This window comes from Pseudomonas sp. MWU13-3659, assembly GCF_023757525.1.
Classification (GTDB): domain Bacteria; phylum Pseudomonadota; class Gammaproteobacteria; order Pseudomonadales; family Pseudomonadaceae; genus Aquipseudomonas; species Aquipseudomonas entomophila_E.
Map to the genome: position 1 here is coordinate 144,812 of NZ_JAMSHW010000001.1, position 14,688 is coordinate 159,499.

Consider the following 14,688-nt stretch of genomic DNA (forward strand, 5'->3'; position numbering starts at 1 on the left):
TTTTGCTGACTCCACCGCGTTATGGAATCTGAAATGACCGACCAGACTACCCGCCTGCCGATCCGCCGCGCCCTGATCAGCGTCTCCGACAAGACCGGTATCCTCGAATTCGCCCGTGAGCTGCAGCAGCTCGGTGTCGAGATCCTGTCCACCGGCGGCACCTACAAGCTGCTCAAGGATAACGGCGTGAACGCGGTGGAAGTGGCCGACTACACCGGCTTCGCCGAAATGATGGACGGCCGGGTCAAGACCCTGCATCCGAAGATCCACGGCGGCATCCTCGGCCGTCGCGGCACCGACGACGCCATCATGAACGAGCACGGCATCAAGCCGATCGACCTGGTCGCGGTCAACCTGTATCCGTTCGAAGCCACCATCAGCAAGCCGGGCTGCGACCTGCCCACCGCCATCGAGAACATCGACATCGGCGGCCCGACCATGGTCCGTTCGGCGGCGAAGAACCACAAGGACGTCGCCATCGTGGTCAACGCCAGCGACTACGCCGGCGTCGTCGACAGCCTGAAAGCGGGCGGCCTCACCTACGCCCAGCGCTTCGACCTGATGCTCAAGGCCTTCGAGCACACCGCCGCCTACGACGGCATGATCGCCAACTACATGGGCACCATCGACCAGTCTAAGCAGACCCTGTCGACCGAAGACCGCAGCGAGTTCCCGCGCACCTTCAACAGCCAGTTCGTCAAGGCCCAGGAAATGCGCTACGGCGAGAACCCGCACCAGAGCGCGGCGTTCTATGTCGAGGCGAAGAAGGGCGAAGCCAGCATCTCCACCGCCATCCAGCTGCAAGGCAAGGAGCTGTCGTTCAACAACGTGGCCGACACCGACGCCGCGCTGGAGTGCGTGAAGAGCTTCGTCAAGCCGGCCTGCGTCATCGTCAAGCACGCCAACCCGTGCGGCGTCGCGGTCGTCCCTGAAGACGAAGGCGGCATCCGCAAGGCCTACGACCTGGCCTACGCCACCGATACCGAATCGGCGTTCGGCGGCATCATCGCCTTCAACCGCGAACTGGACGGCGAAACCGCGAAAGCCATCGTCGAGCGCCAGTTCGTCGAAGTGATCATCGCCCCGAAAATCTCCCAGGCCGCCCGCGAAGTCGTGGCCGCCAAACAGAACGTGCGTCTGTTGGAGTGCGGCGAGTGGCCAGCCGAGCGCGCCGCCGGTTGGGACTTCAAGCGCGTCAACGGTGGCCTGCTGGTGCAGAGCCGCGACATCGGCATGATCAGCGCCGACGACCTGAAGATCGTCACCCAGCGCGCCCCGACCGAGCAGGAAATCCACGACCTGGTGTTCGCCTGGAAAGTGGCCAAGTTCGTCAAGTCCAACGCCATCGTCTACGCCAAGAACCGTCAGACCATCGGCGTCGGCGCCGGCCAGATGAGCCGCGTCAACTCCGCGCGCATCGCCGCCATCAAGGCCGAGCACGCCGGCCTGCAGGTGCAGGGTGCGGTCATGGCCTCGGACGCGTTCTTCCCGTTCCGCGACGGCATCGACAATGCGGCTAAAGTGGGTATCAGCGCCGTGATCCAGCCGGGTGGTTCGATGCGTGATGCCGAGGTGATCGCTGCCGCTGATGAAGCCGGCATCGCCATGGTGTTCACCGGCATGCGCCACTTCCGCCACTAATCAGATACCAGTCCGGTCCCCGGCCCCTGTAGGAGCGGCCTTGTGCCGCGAAAGGGCTGCAAAGCAGCCCCCAGGGTTTAGGGATAGCCCGGAAATCCAGGGGCCGCTCTGCGGCCCTTTCGCGGCACAAGGCCGCTCCTACAGGAAGCGGGATCGCCGTTCTACAGAATTCGAGGTTTTGACATGAAAGTTTTGATCATCGGCAGCGGCGGCCGCGAGCACGCCCTGGCCTGGAAAGTCGCCCAGGACCCACGCGTCGAGAAAGTCTTCGTCGCCCCGGGCAACGCCGGCACCGCCATTGAAGCCAAGTGCGAGAACGTCGCCATCGACGTCACCGCCCTGGAGCAACTGGCCGACTTCGCCGAAAAGAACGTCGACCTGACCATCGTCGGCCCTGAGGCACCGCTGGTCCTTGGCGTGGTCGACCTGTTCCGCAGCCGTGGCCTGGACTGCTTCGGCCCGACCAAGGGCGCGGCCCAGCTGGAAGGCTCGAAAGCCTTCACCAAGGATTTCCTGGCTCGCCACAAGATCCCCACCGCCGACTACCAGAACTTCACCGAGATCGAGCCGGCCCTGGCCTACCTGCGTGAAAAAGGCGCGCCGATCGTGATCAAGGCCGACGGCCTGGCCGCCGGCAAAGGCGTGATCGTCGCCATGACCCTGCAGGAAGCCGAAGACGCCGTGCGCGACATGCTCGCCGGCAACGCCTTCGGTGAAGCCGGCTCGCGTGTGGTGATCGAAGAATTCCTCGACGGCGAGGAAGCCAGCTTCATCGTCATGGTCGACGGCCACAACGTGCTGCCCATGGCCACCAGCCAGGACCACAAGCGCGTCGGCGATCAAGACACCGGCCCGAACACCGGCGGCATGGGCGCCTACTCACCCGCACCGGTGGTCACCGCAGAGGTTCACCAGCGCGTGATGGACCAGGTGATCTGGCCGACCGTGCGTGGCATGGCCGAGGAAGGCAACGTCTACACCGGCTTCCTTTACGCAGGCCTGATGATCGACAAGGCGGGCAACCCCAAGGTCATCGAGTTCAACTGCCGCTTCGGCGACCCGGAGACGCAACCGGTCATGCTGCGCCTGGAGTCGAGCCTGGTACTGCTGGTGGAAGCCGCGTTCGCCAAGGCCCTGGACAAGGTCGAAGCACAGTGGGATCCGCGTCCGAGCCTGGGCGTGGTGCTGGCCGCCGGTGGCTACCCGGGCGACTACAATAAAGGCGACGTGATCAGCGGCCTGGACGCTGCCGCCAAGCTCGAAGGCAAGGTGTTCCACGCCGGTACCTCGCTCAAGGATGGCCAGGTCGTGACCCACGGTGGCCGCGTACTGTGCGCCACCGCGATGGGCGATACCGTTGCCCAAGCGCAGCAGCAGGCCTACCGCCTGGCCAAGGAAGTGACCTGGAACGGCAGCTTCCACCGTACCGACATCGGCTACCGGGCCATCGCCCGCGAGCGCGGTGAACACCAGCAGTAATACTGCGCCGAATGGCCGCCGCGCCCGGTGCGCGTGGCCTTCGGCTCGTCGACAAGGCCCTTCGGGGCCTTGCCTTCGCCTCGGCGCGCCGCGCATAGTTGTTACCCGGCACATTAGCTAAGAAGGGATTTCGTCGTGCGTCGGCTTCGGATTGCCACTGCCCTGATCGTCAGCCTGCTGACCCTGCTCTGCCTGTTCCCGGCCCAAGCCGAACAGGCCGGGGGCTGGTCCGCGCTGCTCGATGAACAGGCCAACCTGCAGCTTTCCGACGTACGCTCCGAGCGTTATCGCAACCAGTTCAGCCCCCTGGCCCTCGAAGAACTGGATGCCGCCCTCCCCGACCAGGCCCTGTGGCTGCACTACCGCCTGGAACCGAACGACCAGGAGCAACTGGTCCGCATCTTCGCCCCCGACTTGTCCCGCCTGGACCTCTACGCCCTCGAAGACGGCAAGCTGCTGCGCCAGTTGCACCACGGCAGGCAAGGTGATGGCGTCAGCCCCACCCAGCGCGGCCGGGACCATGTGCTGCCGTTGCCGCACAGCAGCCAACCGCTGGATATCTACCTGCGGTTGGTCTCCGAGCACCAGTTGCGTCCGGCCATCAGTGTCGAATCCACCGCCCACGCCGCCGCCGACCAGCGCCAGTCGCTGCTGTTCGGCCTGCTGTTCGGCGGGCTGGTGATGCTGATCCTGCACAACCTGATCCGCTTCGCCTACACCCGCTCCAACACCACGCTGGTGCTGGCGCTGTACCACGCCCTGATGCTGCTCAGCGCGCTGATCCTGCTCAACCTCAGCGGCCCCTGGTGGCACCTGTGGTACAGCGCCCAGACCCCAGCTGCCTACCTCACGCTGGTGCTGGCGGGCCTGGCCGGCCTGTACTTCACCGTGCATTTCTTCTCGCCCTGCGGCTCGGCACGGCTCACCCGCCTGCTGCACCTGGAAATGCTCGTGGCGGCTGTCAGCGGCCTGGTGCTGCTGTTCGTCGATACATTGCCGCTGAACCTGATGACCTATGCCCTGCTCGCCATCGGCAGCCTGAGCATGTTGCTGGTCAGCTGCTATCACTGGCATCGGGGCTACACGCCAGCGCGCCTGTTCGCCGTGGCCATGCTGGTCTACAACCTCGGCGGGCTGGTGCTGCTGCCGGCACTGCTGGGCCTGACCCGCACCCCGACGCCCTGGCTGCTGTGCATCCTCATGGCCTTGACCGTGGCCAGCGGCCTGCTGCTCAACCTGGCCGTCAGTGAACGCCTGCGGCGCATCAGCGAAGAACGCTTCCGTGCCAGCCGCGCCCTGGCCGCCAGCGATGCCGAAATCAACGCCAAGGCCGAGTTCCTGGCCAAGATCAGCCACGAGATCCGCACCCCCATGAACGGCGTGCTGGGCATGACCGAGCTGCTGCTGGGCACGCCGCTGTCGGTCAAGCAGCGCGACTATGTGCAGACCATCCACAGCGCCGGCAACGAACTGCTCACCCTGATCAACGAGATCCTCGACATCTCCAAGCTCGAGTCGCGACAGATCGAACTGGATGACGTGCAGTTCGACCTCAACGCCCTGATCGAAGACTGCCTTAACATCTTCCGGGCCAAGGCCGAGCAGCAGAACATCGAGCTGATCAGCTTCACCCAGCCACAGGTGCCACGGGTGGTCAGCGGCGACCCGACGCGCCTGCGCCAGGCCCTGTCGAGCCTGCTCGACAACGCCTTGAAGAACACCGACCAGGGCGAAATCCTGCTGGTGGTCGCCCTCGACCAGCGCGGCGACGCCCCGCGCCTGCGCATCGCCGTGCAGGACAGCGGCGAGCCCATGCCACCGGCCGAACGTGACGCCCTGCTGCAAGCCGAACTGCACAGCCGCCACTTCCTCTCCAGCAACAAGCTCGGCGGCCACCTTGGGCTGGTGATCGCCAAGCAACTGATCGGCCTGATGCAGGGCGAGTTCGGCATCAAGACCAGCACCAGCATGGGTAACACCCTGTGGCTGACGCTGCCGCTCGACCCGCTGCGCCTGGAGCAGCCGCCCACCGACCTCGATGGCCCGCTGCGCGACGCGCGGGTGCTGGTGGTCGACGACAACGACACCTGCCGCAAGGTACTGGTGCAGCAATGCAGTGCCTGGGGCATGAACGTCAGCGCGGTGCCATCGGGCAAGGAGGCGTTGGCGCTGCTGCGTACCAAGGCGCACCTGCGCGACTACTTCGATGCCGTGCTGCTGGACCAGAACATGCCCGGCATGACCGGCATGCAACTGGCGGCCAAGATCAAGGAAGACCCAAGCCTGAACCACGACATCCTGGTGGTCATGCTCACCGGCATCAGCAACGCGCCCAGCAAGGTCATCGCACGCAACGCCGGGGTCAAGCGCATCCTCGCCAAGCCGGTGGCCGGCTATACGCTCAAGACCACCCTCGCCGAAGAACTGGCCCTGCGCGGTCGCGAGCAAGCGCCTCCGGTATTGCCGGGCAGCATCGCGCAGCCACTGGACCTGCCCAGCGACTTCCGCATCCTGGTGGCAGAGGACAACAGCATCTCGACCAAAGTCATCCGCGGCATGCTCGGCAAGCTCAACCTCGAGCCGGACACCGCCAGCAATGGCGAGGAAGCCCTGCAGGCGATGAAGGCCAGGCGCTACGACCTGGTGCTGATGGACTGCGAGATGCCGGTGCTCGACGGGTTCTCGGCCACACAGCAGCTGCGCGCCTGGGAATCCACCAACGGCCGCCTGCGCACCCCGGTGGTGGCGCTCACCGCGCATATTCTCAGCGAGCACAAGGAGCGCGCGCGCCTTGCTGGCATGGACGGGCACATGGCCAAGCCGGTGGAGTTGTCGCAGTTGCGCGAACTGATCCAGTTCTGGGCGGGGCAGCGGCAAGTGGTCTCCGACGACACCACGCACATCCTGTAGGAGCGGCTTCAGCCGCGATCACCCGCAATGCGGATGCCACGCACCGAGGTGGCTGCATCGCGGCTGAAGCCGCTCCTTCAGGTTCCGTGCTATACAGGTGCCACCCATTCCCGCCGCGGACTCAGTGCCATGCTCCATGAGTTGTTCAGCGTCTACCTGAAGATGCTCGTGCTCTACAGCCCATTCTTCGTGCTGTCGTGTTTCATCGGCCTCACCCGCGGCCACTCCAGCAAGGAACGCAAGCAACTGGCCTGGCGCGTCGCGATCGCCACATTGGTCGCCAGCGTGCTGCTCTATCTGTTCGGGCGAGTGATCTTCGGCGTGTTCGGCATCACCGCCGACGCGTTCCGCATCGGTGCCGGCTCGGTGCTGTTCATCTCGGCGCTGGGCATGGCCCAGGGCAAGTCGGCGGTGCAGACCGACAACGTGCAGCAGGACGTGACCATCGTGCCGTTGACCATCCCGCTGACGGTCGGCCCCGGCACCATCGGTGCGCTGCTGGTAATGGGGGTGGGCCAGCCGCATTGGGACGACAAGCTGCTGGCCATCGTCAGCATCGCCCTGGCCAGCTTCACCGTCGGGCTGGTGCTGTACCTCTCGCACCGTATCGAGCGGCTGCTGGGGGACCAGGGCCTGCAGATCGTCAGCCGTCTGATGGGGCTGTTCGTCTGTGCCCTGGCGGCGCAGATCATCTTCACGGGCATCAAGGGTTACCTGGTGCCTTGAGACCCGCGCTTCAGATTTCGTACTCGCTGACCTTCCTGCGTGTCAGGTCACCCAGCCGGTTGGCCACATCCTCGCGTACACGGGCGTAATGTTCGGTGTTGAAGCTCAACAGCACCGCAGCGGAGTTGGTGTCGGTCACCAGGCTACTGCTCATGTTGAATTCCCTTAAGTCGGCCCCGGCACCAGCGCCGGGTGAGACTTAAAGCTATACAGCCGAGCAATAGGTATAAGCAGGCCGCTTTTCCCCTGCGGTCAGGTTTTCACCGGGTACCAGCGGGGTGTGTACACCCAGGGCGTTCCATCGCCGCGAGGGAAGGTGCAGGTGGTCGACGAGCCGACCAGCACCATGGTGCGCATGTCGACCATCGCCGGCTCCAGCTCGCCCAGGGTGACCACACGCAGCGTCTGCCCCGGCCGCCCGATGTCACGGCCCAGGACCACCGGTGTTTCAGCAGCGCGATGCCGGCGCACGACTTCCAGCGCCTGGCCCAGCTGGTGAGGCCTGGACTTGGAGATCGGGTTGTAGAAAGCCAGCACCAGGTCCGCCTCGGCAGCCAGGTCGAGACGCTTTTCGATGATCGACCAAGGCTTGAGGTTGTCCGACAGCGACATCACGCAGAAGTCATGCCCCAGCGGCGCACCCGCTTGCGCGGCGGTGGCCAGCGAGGCCGAAACGCCAGGCAGGATCTCCAGGTCGACACGCCGCCAGGCCGGGTCGCTGGACTCATGCAAGGCTTCGAGCACCGCAGCGGCCATGGCGAACACGCCCGGGTCGCCCGACGACACCACCACTACCGAACGCCCCTGGGCCGCCAGCTCGAAGGCATGGCGGGCACGCTGCATTTCTTCGCGGTTGTCGGTGCAGTGCAGTACCTGGTCAGCGCGGAACGGGCCGGCCATGCGCACGTAGGTCTCGTAGCCAAGTACGTCCTGGGCGCGCGCCAGCTCCGCCTTGACCGCCGGCACCATCAGTTCGGCGGCGCCTGGGCCCAGGCCGATCACGGCCAGGCGGCCGCGGCGACGGCCGATGCGTTCGATGTCGAGCGGTGCGTCGGCTACGGCGTGGGCGAGCCCCACGGACGAGCCTACACGCGCCTGCGGCAAGGCCTCAGCCAGCATCCGTTCCAGGCTATCGGTGGCCGGGGCGAAGCGCAGGGCGACATTCAGTGCCTGGGCAGCCTCGTGCAGGCCCGGCTCCGCCATCTCGGTTTCGCTCGCCAGCAGGCAGGCCAAAGCAGCCTCGGCGATGTTCGCCCGCTGCAATTCCTCCCGTACCTGTTGCACCAGGCCAGCACGACCGGCCGTGACCGCCACCACCACGCAACGCGCATGGATCAGCAGTTCGTCACGGCTGGCCGGGCGAAGCGCACTCCCCACATGGATGGTGCGTTGCGCGTCATCGCTGGCGGGCAACTGTGCGTGCTCGAGCCATGGCGCATCGCCTTCGATTCGCACCGCCTCGCCCGCCAGCAGGTCGGAGACGAAGCGCTTGCCCTGCTCCAGGTCGGCCAGTGCATAACCCTCAGGCGGGTTGAGCAGGCAAGTACCGAAGCGCAACTCGCCACTGGTCGTGATCGCTGCGCTCACGCCCAGCGCCTCGCCGATTTCGCGGGCCATCACGTTGACGCCACCCAGGCCACCGAGCAGCGGCACCACGGCGCTACCGTCTTCGGCCACAGCCAGCACCGGTGGCTCGACGCCTTTTTCACTCAACAGCGGTGCAAGGGTGCGAATGACGATACCTGCGGCGCACAGGGCGATGATCGGCGTGTCCTGCTGGTACAGCGTGCGCAGGGTTTCGCCAAAGGCCGCGTAATCACGGTCGGCCCCCTCCACGCGCCCTTGCAGGCCATGGATCACGGCCAGTGGATAACGCTGCTGGATGCGCTGCGCGGTGGCCAGGCTGCCCGGGCCAAGAATGACGATTGCCGGTGCCTTGTTCATCCCTGCCATTTCTCACCCGGCACAATGATCAGCGAGAAGTACGGCGAGGATTGCGGATCGACTTCATCCAGCGCGACGATCTTCTGGTTGGCCATGGTCGCCCGCTCCACGTACAGCGCGCGAGCGTCCAGCCCCAGCTCCGCCAGCACCTGGCGCACCTTGGGGAAGTTGCGCCCCAGCTTCATGATCACGGCGGCGTCGGCATCGGCCAGGCGGCGCTTGAGCTCCTCATGGGGCAGCACGCCGGAGAGCACGGTGAGGGTCTGGTTGCGATACACCAGCGGCGCACCAAGCACCGAGGCGCCACCGAGCATCGAACAGACACCTGGGATTACCTGCGCTTCATAGCGCGACGCCAGGCGGTCATGCAGATACATGTAGGAGCCGTAGAAGAAGGGATCGCCTTCGCAGATCACCGCCACATCGCGGCCGGCATCCAGGTGCGCGGCCACTTGCAAGCTGGCTTCGTCGTAGAAGTCGCTGATCACCTGTTCATAGGAGAGCGGCGCCGGCAACGCCTCGGTGGTCACCGGGTACACCAGCGGTAGCAGGGCCTGTTCGGCTTGCAGGTGCGCCTCGATGATGCCGAAGGCATTGCCGCGCTTGCCCTTGGCCACGAAGTACGCCACCACAGGCGCCTCGCGCAGCAGGCGCAGGGCCTTGAGCGTGATCAGTTCGGGGTCGCCTGGGCCGACACCCAGGCCCAGCAGTCGTCCGCGCGCGTGCATCATTCCACCTCCGTTGCCAGGGCGTTGACCGCCGCTGCGGCCATCGCGCTGCCACCCAGGCGGCCTTGCATGATCACGAACGGCACGCCACGGCTGTCGGCCGCGAGCATCGCCTTGGATTCGGCGGCACCCACGAAGCCGACCGGGAAACCGAGGATCAGCGCCGGCTTCGGCGCGCCGGCATCGAGCATTTCCAGCAGGTAGAACAGCGCGGTCGGCGCGTTGCCAATCACCACCACGCTACCTTCCAGATGCGGACGCCACAGCTCCAGCGCCACTGCCGAGCGGGTGTTGCCCTCGGCCTTGGCCAGGTCCGGCACGCTCGGGTCACGCAGGGTGCAGATCACCGGGTTGTTCGCCGGCAGCCGGGCACGGGTAATGCCTTCGGCGACCATGTGCGCGTCGCAGAGGATCGGCGCGCCCTTGGCCAGGGCTTCACGGCCAGCAGTGCCGGCGCCTTCGGAAAATTGCAGGCCGTCGATGGCCTCGACCATGCCACAGGCATGGATCACGCGCACGGCGAGCTTTTCAAGATCGGCGGGGATCCGCTCGAGCCGGGCTTCCTCGCGGATGATCCGGAAGGAATTGCGATAGATCTCCTGACCATCGCGGATGTAGTCAATCATCAAGGTGCTCCGTCGGCAGGTCGAGCATGGCGCCTGCTTCTTCTGGGGTGAGGTCGGCTGCGCGCAGCCTGCCGAAGCCCGGCAGGCGCGCGTCGCGCAAGTAAAGGTCATAGCGGCCCGGGGCACGGGCCAGCAGGGTGGCCTGGGCGACGTGGGCCATGGCACAGGAACGTGGGCAGGCGGACAGGTGCACGCTGCCTGGGGCTCCGCGATGCAGCACGTTGGCCAGGGTGACGGCGTCGGCCTTGGTGCCGGCCTGGGCCTTGGCGCAACCGCTGGATCCGGTGCAGGCGACAACCCGCGCCAGCGGATGCTCGTTGTGACAGAGCATGCCCAGTGTCGACAGTTGCACCTGAGCATTGTCCAGTTCGGCTGGCTCGAGGGAGGTCAGCACCAGGCTCTGCCAAGGGCTCAGCCGCAGGCTGCCATCGCCCCATTGCCGGGCAATGCGCGCGGCAGCACGCAGCATGGCAGGGGTCAGGCGCCCGAGGGGGGGGGCGACGCCCAGGGCCAAGCCCTGGCGCTGGGGCAACACGCCCAGCCACGGGCTTGTCGCCGCTGGACGCGGCCAGGCCATCGACGTGGTGTCGATCTGGATCGCCAGCCCTTCGAGGAAGTGTTCCACCGGGCACGCCTGCAGCAATTGACGCATGCGCGACTGCTCGGGCGTCGCCAGGTCGAGGAAGCGCTCCAGCACCGCGCGTACCAGCGCCAACCCCTGCTCCACCGGCACCGCGCCCACCGCCTGGCCATTCGACAGGCTGCTCGCGAGCCCGAACCGCAACCAGGTACGCCCTTCGTGCGTCACGGCGGACAGCCACAGGTCATGGGCGTGATCGAGCATCGCCAGAGCTTCGCCGCCATCGAGTTGCACGGCGAATTTGGCCGACAGCTTGTGAAACCTGGGCGTGCTCTCCAGCAGGTCGAGGATCTGTGCGGCCAGTGGTCGTGTATCGAACAGCATGGCAGGGTCGAGCCCGGCCAATGGGCTGAGCATGAGGTTGCGTACATCGTCACCGGCCGCGTCACGCGGGCCGAGCCCTGCGGCCAGCAGATGCTCGACCAGGCCATGATGGTCGTCACCGATACCACGGATCTGCAAGTTGGCCCGGTTGGTGGCCTCGATCACCCCACCGGCGAAGCGCTCGGCCGCGTCGGCCACGGCATCGGCCTGGTCGGCCAGCAGCAGGCCGCCGGGCAGCTTGATCCGGCAGATGCCACCGTCACGCGCGGCGACGATGCGCCACAACCCCGGGCAGGCCGAGGGACGGGGCGAAACTTCGGGGGGCAGGGGCTGCGTCAAGGGGGTATCCGGCAATCGTGGAAGTGCGCTTCAGTGTAGAAGGCGCGGTATTATGCCTGCTTTGTCCGACGGCATGAAAAACCGGTGGTCGAACGTTCAATTTCGGGGCTGCTGCGCAGCCCTTTCGCGGCGCAAGGCCGCTCCTACAGGGTTTGCGCGGTACCTGTAGGAGCGGCCTTGCGCCGCGAAAGAGGCATGCCGTGCCCCATGCGGTGTTGAAGAGGACACGATGGCCCCCTGGCTGACAGTAATAGGCATCGGCGAAGACGGCTTCAGCGGCCTGGGCAAACAGGCCCGTCGCGCGCTGCTGTCCGCCACAAGAATCATCGGCGCGCCACGCCAGCTGGCCCTGCTGCCCCGCTGCGTGACCGCTGAACAGCTGCATTGGCCCAGCCCCTTCTCCCTGGCCCCGGTCCTGGCCCTGCGCGGCGAGCCAGTGTGCGTACTGGCCAGCGGCGACCCGATGTTCTACGGCGTCGGCGCCAGCCTGGCGCGCCAACTGCCTGCCGAAGAACTGCAGGTACTGTCGATGCCCTCCTCCTGCGCCCTCGCCGCCGCCCGCCTGGGTTGGCCGTTGCAGGACGTGCAGGTGGTCTCGGTGGTGGCCCGCCCGCTGGCCGCGCTCAACACTCATCTGCATAACGGCATGCGCCTGCTGGTGTTGAGCAACGACGAAAGCACTCCTGCCGCCATCGCCGGGCAACTGCGCGAGCGTGGCTTCGGCCCCAGCCGCCTTCAGGTGTTCGAACACCTCGGTGGTCCTCAGGAACGGCAACTGAGCGGCACCGCCGACGACTGGCCACACACCGACATCGCCACGCTCAACCTGGTCGCCATCGACTGCCAGGCCTCACCTGACACCCCACGTCTGCCCCGGGTAGCCGGCCTGCCCGACAGCGCCTTCCGTCATGACGGCCAGCTGACCAAGCGCGACGTGCGAGCAATCACCCTGGCCCGCCTGGCACCGCAACCCGGGGAGCTGCTGTGGGACGTGGGCGCCGGCTGCGGTTCCATCGGCATCGAGTGGATGCGTGCCCACCCCAGCTGCCGCGCCCTGGCCATCGAGGCCGACGAAGGCCGCCAGGGTTTCATCGAACACAACCGCGACACCCTTGGCGTACCCGGTCTGCAACTGGTCCGTGGTAAAGCACCCGACGCGCTGGCTGGGCTGGAGCGCCCGGATGCAATTTTCATCGGCGGCGGCGTCACTCGCGAAGGCGTGCTGGACCTGTGCTGGGAGCGCCTGTTGCCGGGCGGGCGCCTGGTGGCCAACGCCGTCACGCTGCAAAGCGAGGTCACCCTCGCGCAGTTCCGCGAGCAGCATGGCGGCGAACTGACCCGCATCCACATCGCCCACACTCAACCACTGGGCAGCTTCGACACCTGGCGCCAAGCCCTGCCGATCACCCTGCTCGACGTGGTGAAACCCCTCGATGCGTGAAGAGACTCGTGAACAGCCCGCCCCCCTGCGCAGCGGCCTGACCACCGGCAGTTGCGCCACCGCCACCAGCCTGGCCGCAGCGCGCCTGCTGCTGACTGGCCAGCAACACGATGCGGTGGAAATCACCCTGCCCAAGGGCAAGGTGGTGCAGATGCGCCTGGAGTTCTGCCACCTCAAGGGCGACTTGGCCGAAGCCGGCACCTTGAAGGATGCCGGCGACGATCCCGACGTGACCCATGGCGCCCTGCTCTACAGTCAGGTGCGCCTGCTCGCCGAGCCTGGTGTTCGCTTCGTAGCCGGCGCGGGCGTTGGCACCGTGACCCGCCCAGGGCTGGTGCTGGCAGTCGGTGAACCGGCCATCAACCCGGTACCGCGCAAGATGATCAGCGACCATCTCCTGCAACTGGCCAGCGATTGCGGCTACGGTGGAGGCTTTGAGGTCACGGTCAATGTCCAGGGCGGCGAACAGCTGGCCCTGAAGACCATGAACCCACGCCTGGGCATCCTCGGCGGGCTGTCGATCCTGGGCACCAGCGGCATTGTCCGGCCATTTTCCTGCTCGGCTTACATTGCCTCGATCCACCAGGGCATCGATGTCGCCCACACCAACGGCTACACCCATATCGCCGCCTGTACCGGCAACGCCAGCGAAGACACCATGCGCCGGGTCTACAACCTGCCGGAGATCGCCCTGATCGAGATGGGCGACTTTGTCGGCGCCGTGCTCAAGCACCTGCGCAAGGTGCCCGTACCACGCCTCACGCTGTGCGGTGGCTTCGGCAAGATCAGCAAGCTGGCGGCCGGGCACATGGACCTGCACAGCCGCCACTCCAGCATTGACCTGCCGCAACTGGCGGGCTGGGCGGCGGCCATTGGCGCAGACGCGGCGCTGCAACAGGCGATCGTCGCCGCCAACACCAGCCAGCAGGCCCTCGCACTTGCCCATGCTGCCGGCATCGCCCTCGGTGACGAGGTGTGCCGCCACGCCCTGGTCTTCGCCCGCAGCGTGGTGCCGGCCCAGGTGCAGGTGGAAGTGTTCGCCATCGACCGCCAGGGCGGCATCGTCGGCAAGGCGGGTGTGGCATGAAGGGGCGCATCCTGCTGCTCGGCGGCGTCACCGAAGCCCTGGCCATTGCTCGCCAGCTGGGTCCGCAGCATGTCTACAGCCTCGCCGGCATCGGCCGTGTGCCCCAGGACCTGACCTGCCAGGTGCGGGTCGGTGGTTATGGCGGTGCCGAAGGCCTGGCCGACTACCTGCGCGAAGCAGGCATCGACCTGCTGATCGACGCCACCCACCCCTACGCCGCGCAGATCAGCCGCAATGCGGCTCTCGCCGCAAACAGCGCAGGCATTCCCTGCTGGGCCCTGCGCCGCCCGGCATGGCAGGCGCAGCCTGGGGACGACTGGCGCGAAGTCGAGGACTGGGCCGGGCTGATCGAGGCGCTGACCCCGTTCGAGCGCCCCTTGTTCACGCTGGGTCGTGAACCCTTGCAACATCTGGACGAAATTCCACCACACCAGTTCTGGACCCTGCGCGCGCTCGAGGCGTGTCCCGGCAATGAACGCTGCGAGGTGATCGGTGCTCGCGGGCCGTTCCTCATCGACGACGAACGTGCCCTGTTCGAACGTCGGCGGATCGATGTGCTGGTGAGCAAAAACAGCGGCAGCACGGCCACCGAGCCGAAGTTGGAAGTGGCGCGGGAGCGCGGGGTTCCAGTGCTGGTGCTCAAGCGGCCGGAGCTGCCGGAGGTGGATCAAACTTTCCCTGACCCGAAACGGTTACTTGAGGCTCTGAGCTTGCCGCCTGAATGACCCGGCATCTTCCGAAACACATTGATGCTTTCATCGCCCTACAAGATTCAGCAAGGTGTAGCCCTTCCTAGGTACTTC

The 14,688-nt window shown here is 66.4% G+C and carries 12 protein-coding genes; 7 read left to right on the forward strand and 5 right to left on the reverse strand.

Annotation, left to right across the window (positions count from 1 at the left end):
• Positions 1-33 precede the first annotated feature (33 nt).
• From purH to tspR, 4 genes are all read left to right on the forward strand, one after another.
• Positions 34-1,641 (forward strand): bifunctional phosphoribosylaminoimidazolecarboxamide formyltransferase/IMP cyclohydrolase, encoded by a 1,608-nt coding sequence (gene purH / locus NGM28_RS00665; protein ID WP_252088398.1) that lies wholly within the window; start codon positions 34-36, stop codon positions 1,639-1,641.
• A 183-nt stretch (positions 1,642-1,824) separates the two neighbouring features.
• On the forward strand, positions 1,825-3,120 hold the full coding sequence (purD, locus tag NGM28_RS00670) for a phosphoribosylamine--glycine ligase (protein ID WP_252088399.1): 1,296 nt from the start codon (positions 1,825-1,827) through the stop codon (positions 3,118-3,120).
• A 135-nt stretch (positions 3,121-3,255) separates the two neighbouring features.
• A complete protein-coding gene (locus NGM28_RS00675; protein WP_252088400.1) occupies positions 3,256-6,030 on the forward strand; it encodes a hybrid sensor histidine kinase/response regulator in 2,775 nt (924 codons plus the stop codon).
• Between the two features lie 129 nt (positions 6,031-6,159).
• On the forward strand, positions 6,160-6,756 hold the full coding sequence (tspR, locus tag NGM28_RS00680; protein WP_011535880.1) for a type III secretion system genes modulator TspR: 597 nt from the start codon (positions 6,160-6,162) through the stop codon (positions 6,754-6,756).
• Positions 6,757-6,766: 10 nt separating this feature from the next.
• Here the strand turns inward: tspR and NGM28_RS00685 are convergent, their stop codons facing one another.
• The 5 genes from NGM28_RS00685 to cobG form a co-directional block, all read right to left on the reverse strand.
• Positions 6,767-6,910, reverse strand: coding sequence for a hypothetical protein (locus NGM28_RS00685; RefSeq protein WP_252088401.1), 144 nt, complete (start codon positions 6,908-6,910; stop codon positions 6,767-6,769).
• 98 nt (positions 6,911-7,008) lie between these two features.
• Positions 7,009-8,700 (reverse strand): precorrin-3B C(17)-methyltransferase, encoded by a 1,692-nt coding sequence (gene cobJ, locus NGM28_RS00690; protein ID WP_252088402.1) that lies wholly within the window; start codon positions 8,698-8,700, stop codon positions 7,009-7,011.
• A complete protein-coding gene (locus tag NGM28_RS00695) occupies positions 8,697-9,428 on the reverse strand; it encodes a precorrin-2 C(20)-methyltransferase (protein ID WP_252088555.1) in 732 nt (243 codons plus the stop codon). Before NGM28_RS00695 ends, cobJ begins: the two co-directional genes overlap by 4 nt.
• Positions 9,428-10,054 carry a precorrin-8X methylmutase gene (locus NGM28_RS00700; RefSeq protein ID WP_011535884.1) on the reverse strand — a complete coding sequence of 209 codons (627 nt, stop codon included), beginning with the start codon at positions 10,052-10,054 and terminating at the stop codon, positions 9,428-9,430. The genes NGM28_RS00695 and NGM28_RS00700 overlap by 1 nt, the downstream gene beginning before the upstream one ends.
• Positions 10,047-11,372 (reverse strand): precorrin-3B synthase, encoded by a 1,326-nt coding sequence (gene cobG / locus NGM28_RS00705; protein ID WP_252088403.1) that lies wholly within the window; start codon positions 11,370-11,372, stop codon positions 10,047-10,049. The genes NGM28_RS00700 and cobG overlap by 8 nt, the downstream gene beginning before the upstream one ends.
• Positions 11,373-11,586: 214 nt before the next feature.
• On the opposite strand from cobG, the gene cbiE reads away from it, so the two are divergent.
• Genes cbiE through NGM28_RS00720 form a run of 3 tightly spaced genes read left to right on the forward strand, consistent with a single transcriptional unit; the run spans position 11,587 to position 14,610 of the window.
• A complete protein-coding gene (gene cbiE / locus NGM28_RS00710) occupies positions 11,587-12,798 on the forward strand; it encodes a precorrin-6y C5,15-methyltransferase (decarboxylating) subunit CbiE (RefSeq protein WP_252088404.1) in 1,212 nt (403 codons plus the stop codon).
• The gene (locus NGM28_RS00715) at positions 12,791-13,885 is read left to right on the forward strand and encodes a cobalt-precorrin-5B (C(1))-methyltransferase (RefSeq protein ID WP_252088405.1); all 1,095 of its coding nucleotides are present in this window, start codon (positions 12,791-12,793) and stop codon (positions 13,883-13,885) included. Before cbiE ends, NGM28_RS00715 begins: the two co-directional genes overlap by 8 nt.
• Positions 13,882-14,610 (forward strand): cobalt-precorrin-6A reductase, encoded by a 729-nt coding sequence (locus NGM28_RS00720; protein ID WP_240066332.1) that lies wholly within the window; start codon positions 13,882-13,884, stop codon positions 14,608-14,610. The genes NGM28_RS00715 and NGM28_RS00720 overlap by 4 nt, the downstream gene beginning before the upstream one ends.
• Positions 14,611-14,688: the final 78 nt, after the last annotated feature.

Excerpts from the sequence above, each read along its gene's own strand:
- purH (WP_252088398.1), top strand. The coding sequence starts at position 34 with ATGACCGACCAGACTACCCGCCTGCCGATCCGCCGCGCCCTGATCAGC.
- purD (WP_252088399.1), top strand. The coding sequence starts at position 1,825 with ATGAAAGTTTTGATCATCGGCAGCGGCGGCCGCGAGCACGCCCTGGCC.
- tspR (WP_011535880.1), top strand. The coding sequence starts at position 6,160 with ATGCTCCATGAGTTGTTCAGCGTCTACCTGAAGATGCTCGTGCTCTAC.
- NGM28_RS00685 (WP_252088401.1), bottom strand. The coding sequence starts at position 6,910 with ATGAGCAGTAGCCTGGTGACCGACACCAACTCCGCTGCGGTGCTGTTG.
- cobJ (WP_252088402.1), bottom strand. The coding sequence starts at position 8,700 with ATGAACAAGGCACCGGCAATCGTCATTCTTGGCCCGGGCAGCCTGGCC.
- NGM28_RS00695 (WP_252088555.1), bottom strand. The coding sequence starts at position 9,428 with ATGCACGCGCGCGGACGACTGCTGGGCCTGGGTGTCGGCCCAGGCGAC.
- NGM28_RS00700 (WP_011535884.1), bottom strand. The coding sequence starts at position 10,054 with ATGATTGACTACATCCGCGATGGTCAGGAGATCTATCGCAATTCCTTC.
- cbiE (WP_252088404.1), top strand. The coding sequence starts at position 11,587 with ATGGCCCCCTGGCTGACAGTAATAGGCATCGGCGAAGACGGCTTCAGC.
- NGM28_RS00715 (WP_252088405.1), top strand. The coding sequence starts at position 12,791 with ATGCGTGAAGAGACTCGTGAACAGCCCGCCCCCCTGCGCAGCGGCCTG.
- NGM28_RS00720 (WP_240066332.1), top strand. The coding sequence starts at position 13,882 with ATGAAGGGGCGCATCCTGCTGCTCGGCGGCGTCACCGAAGCCCTGGCC.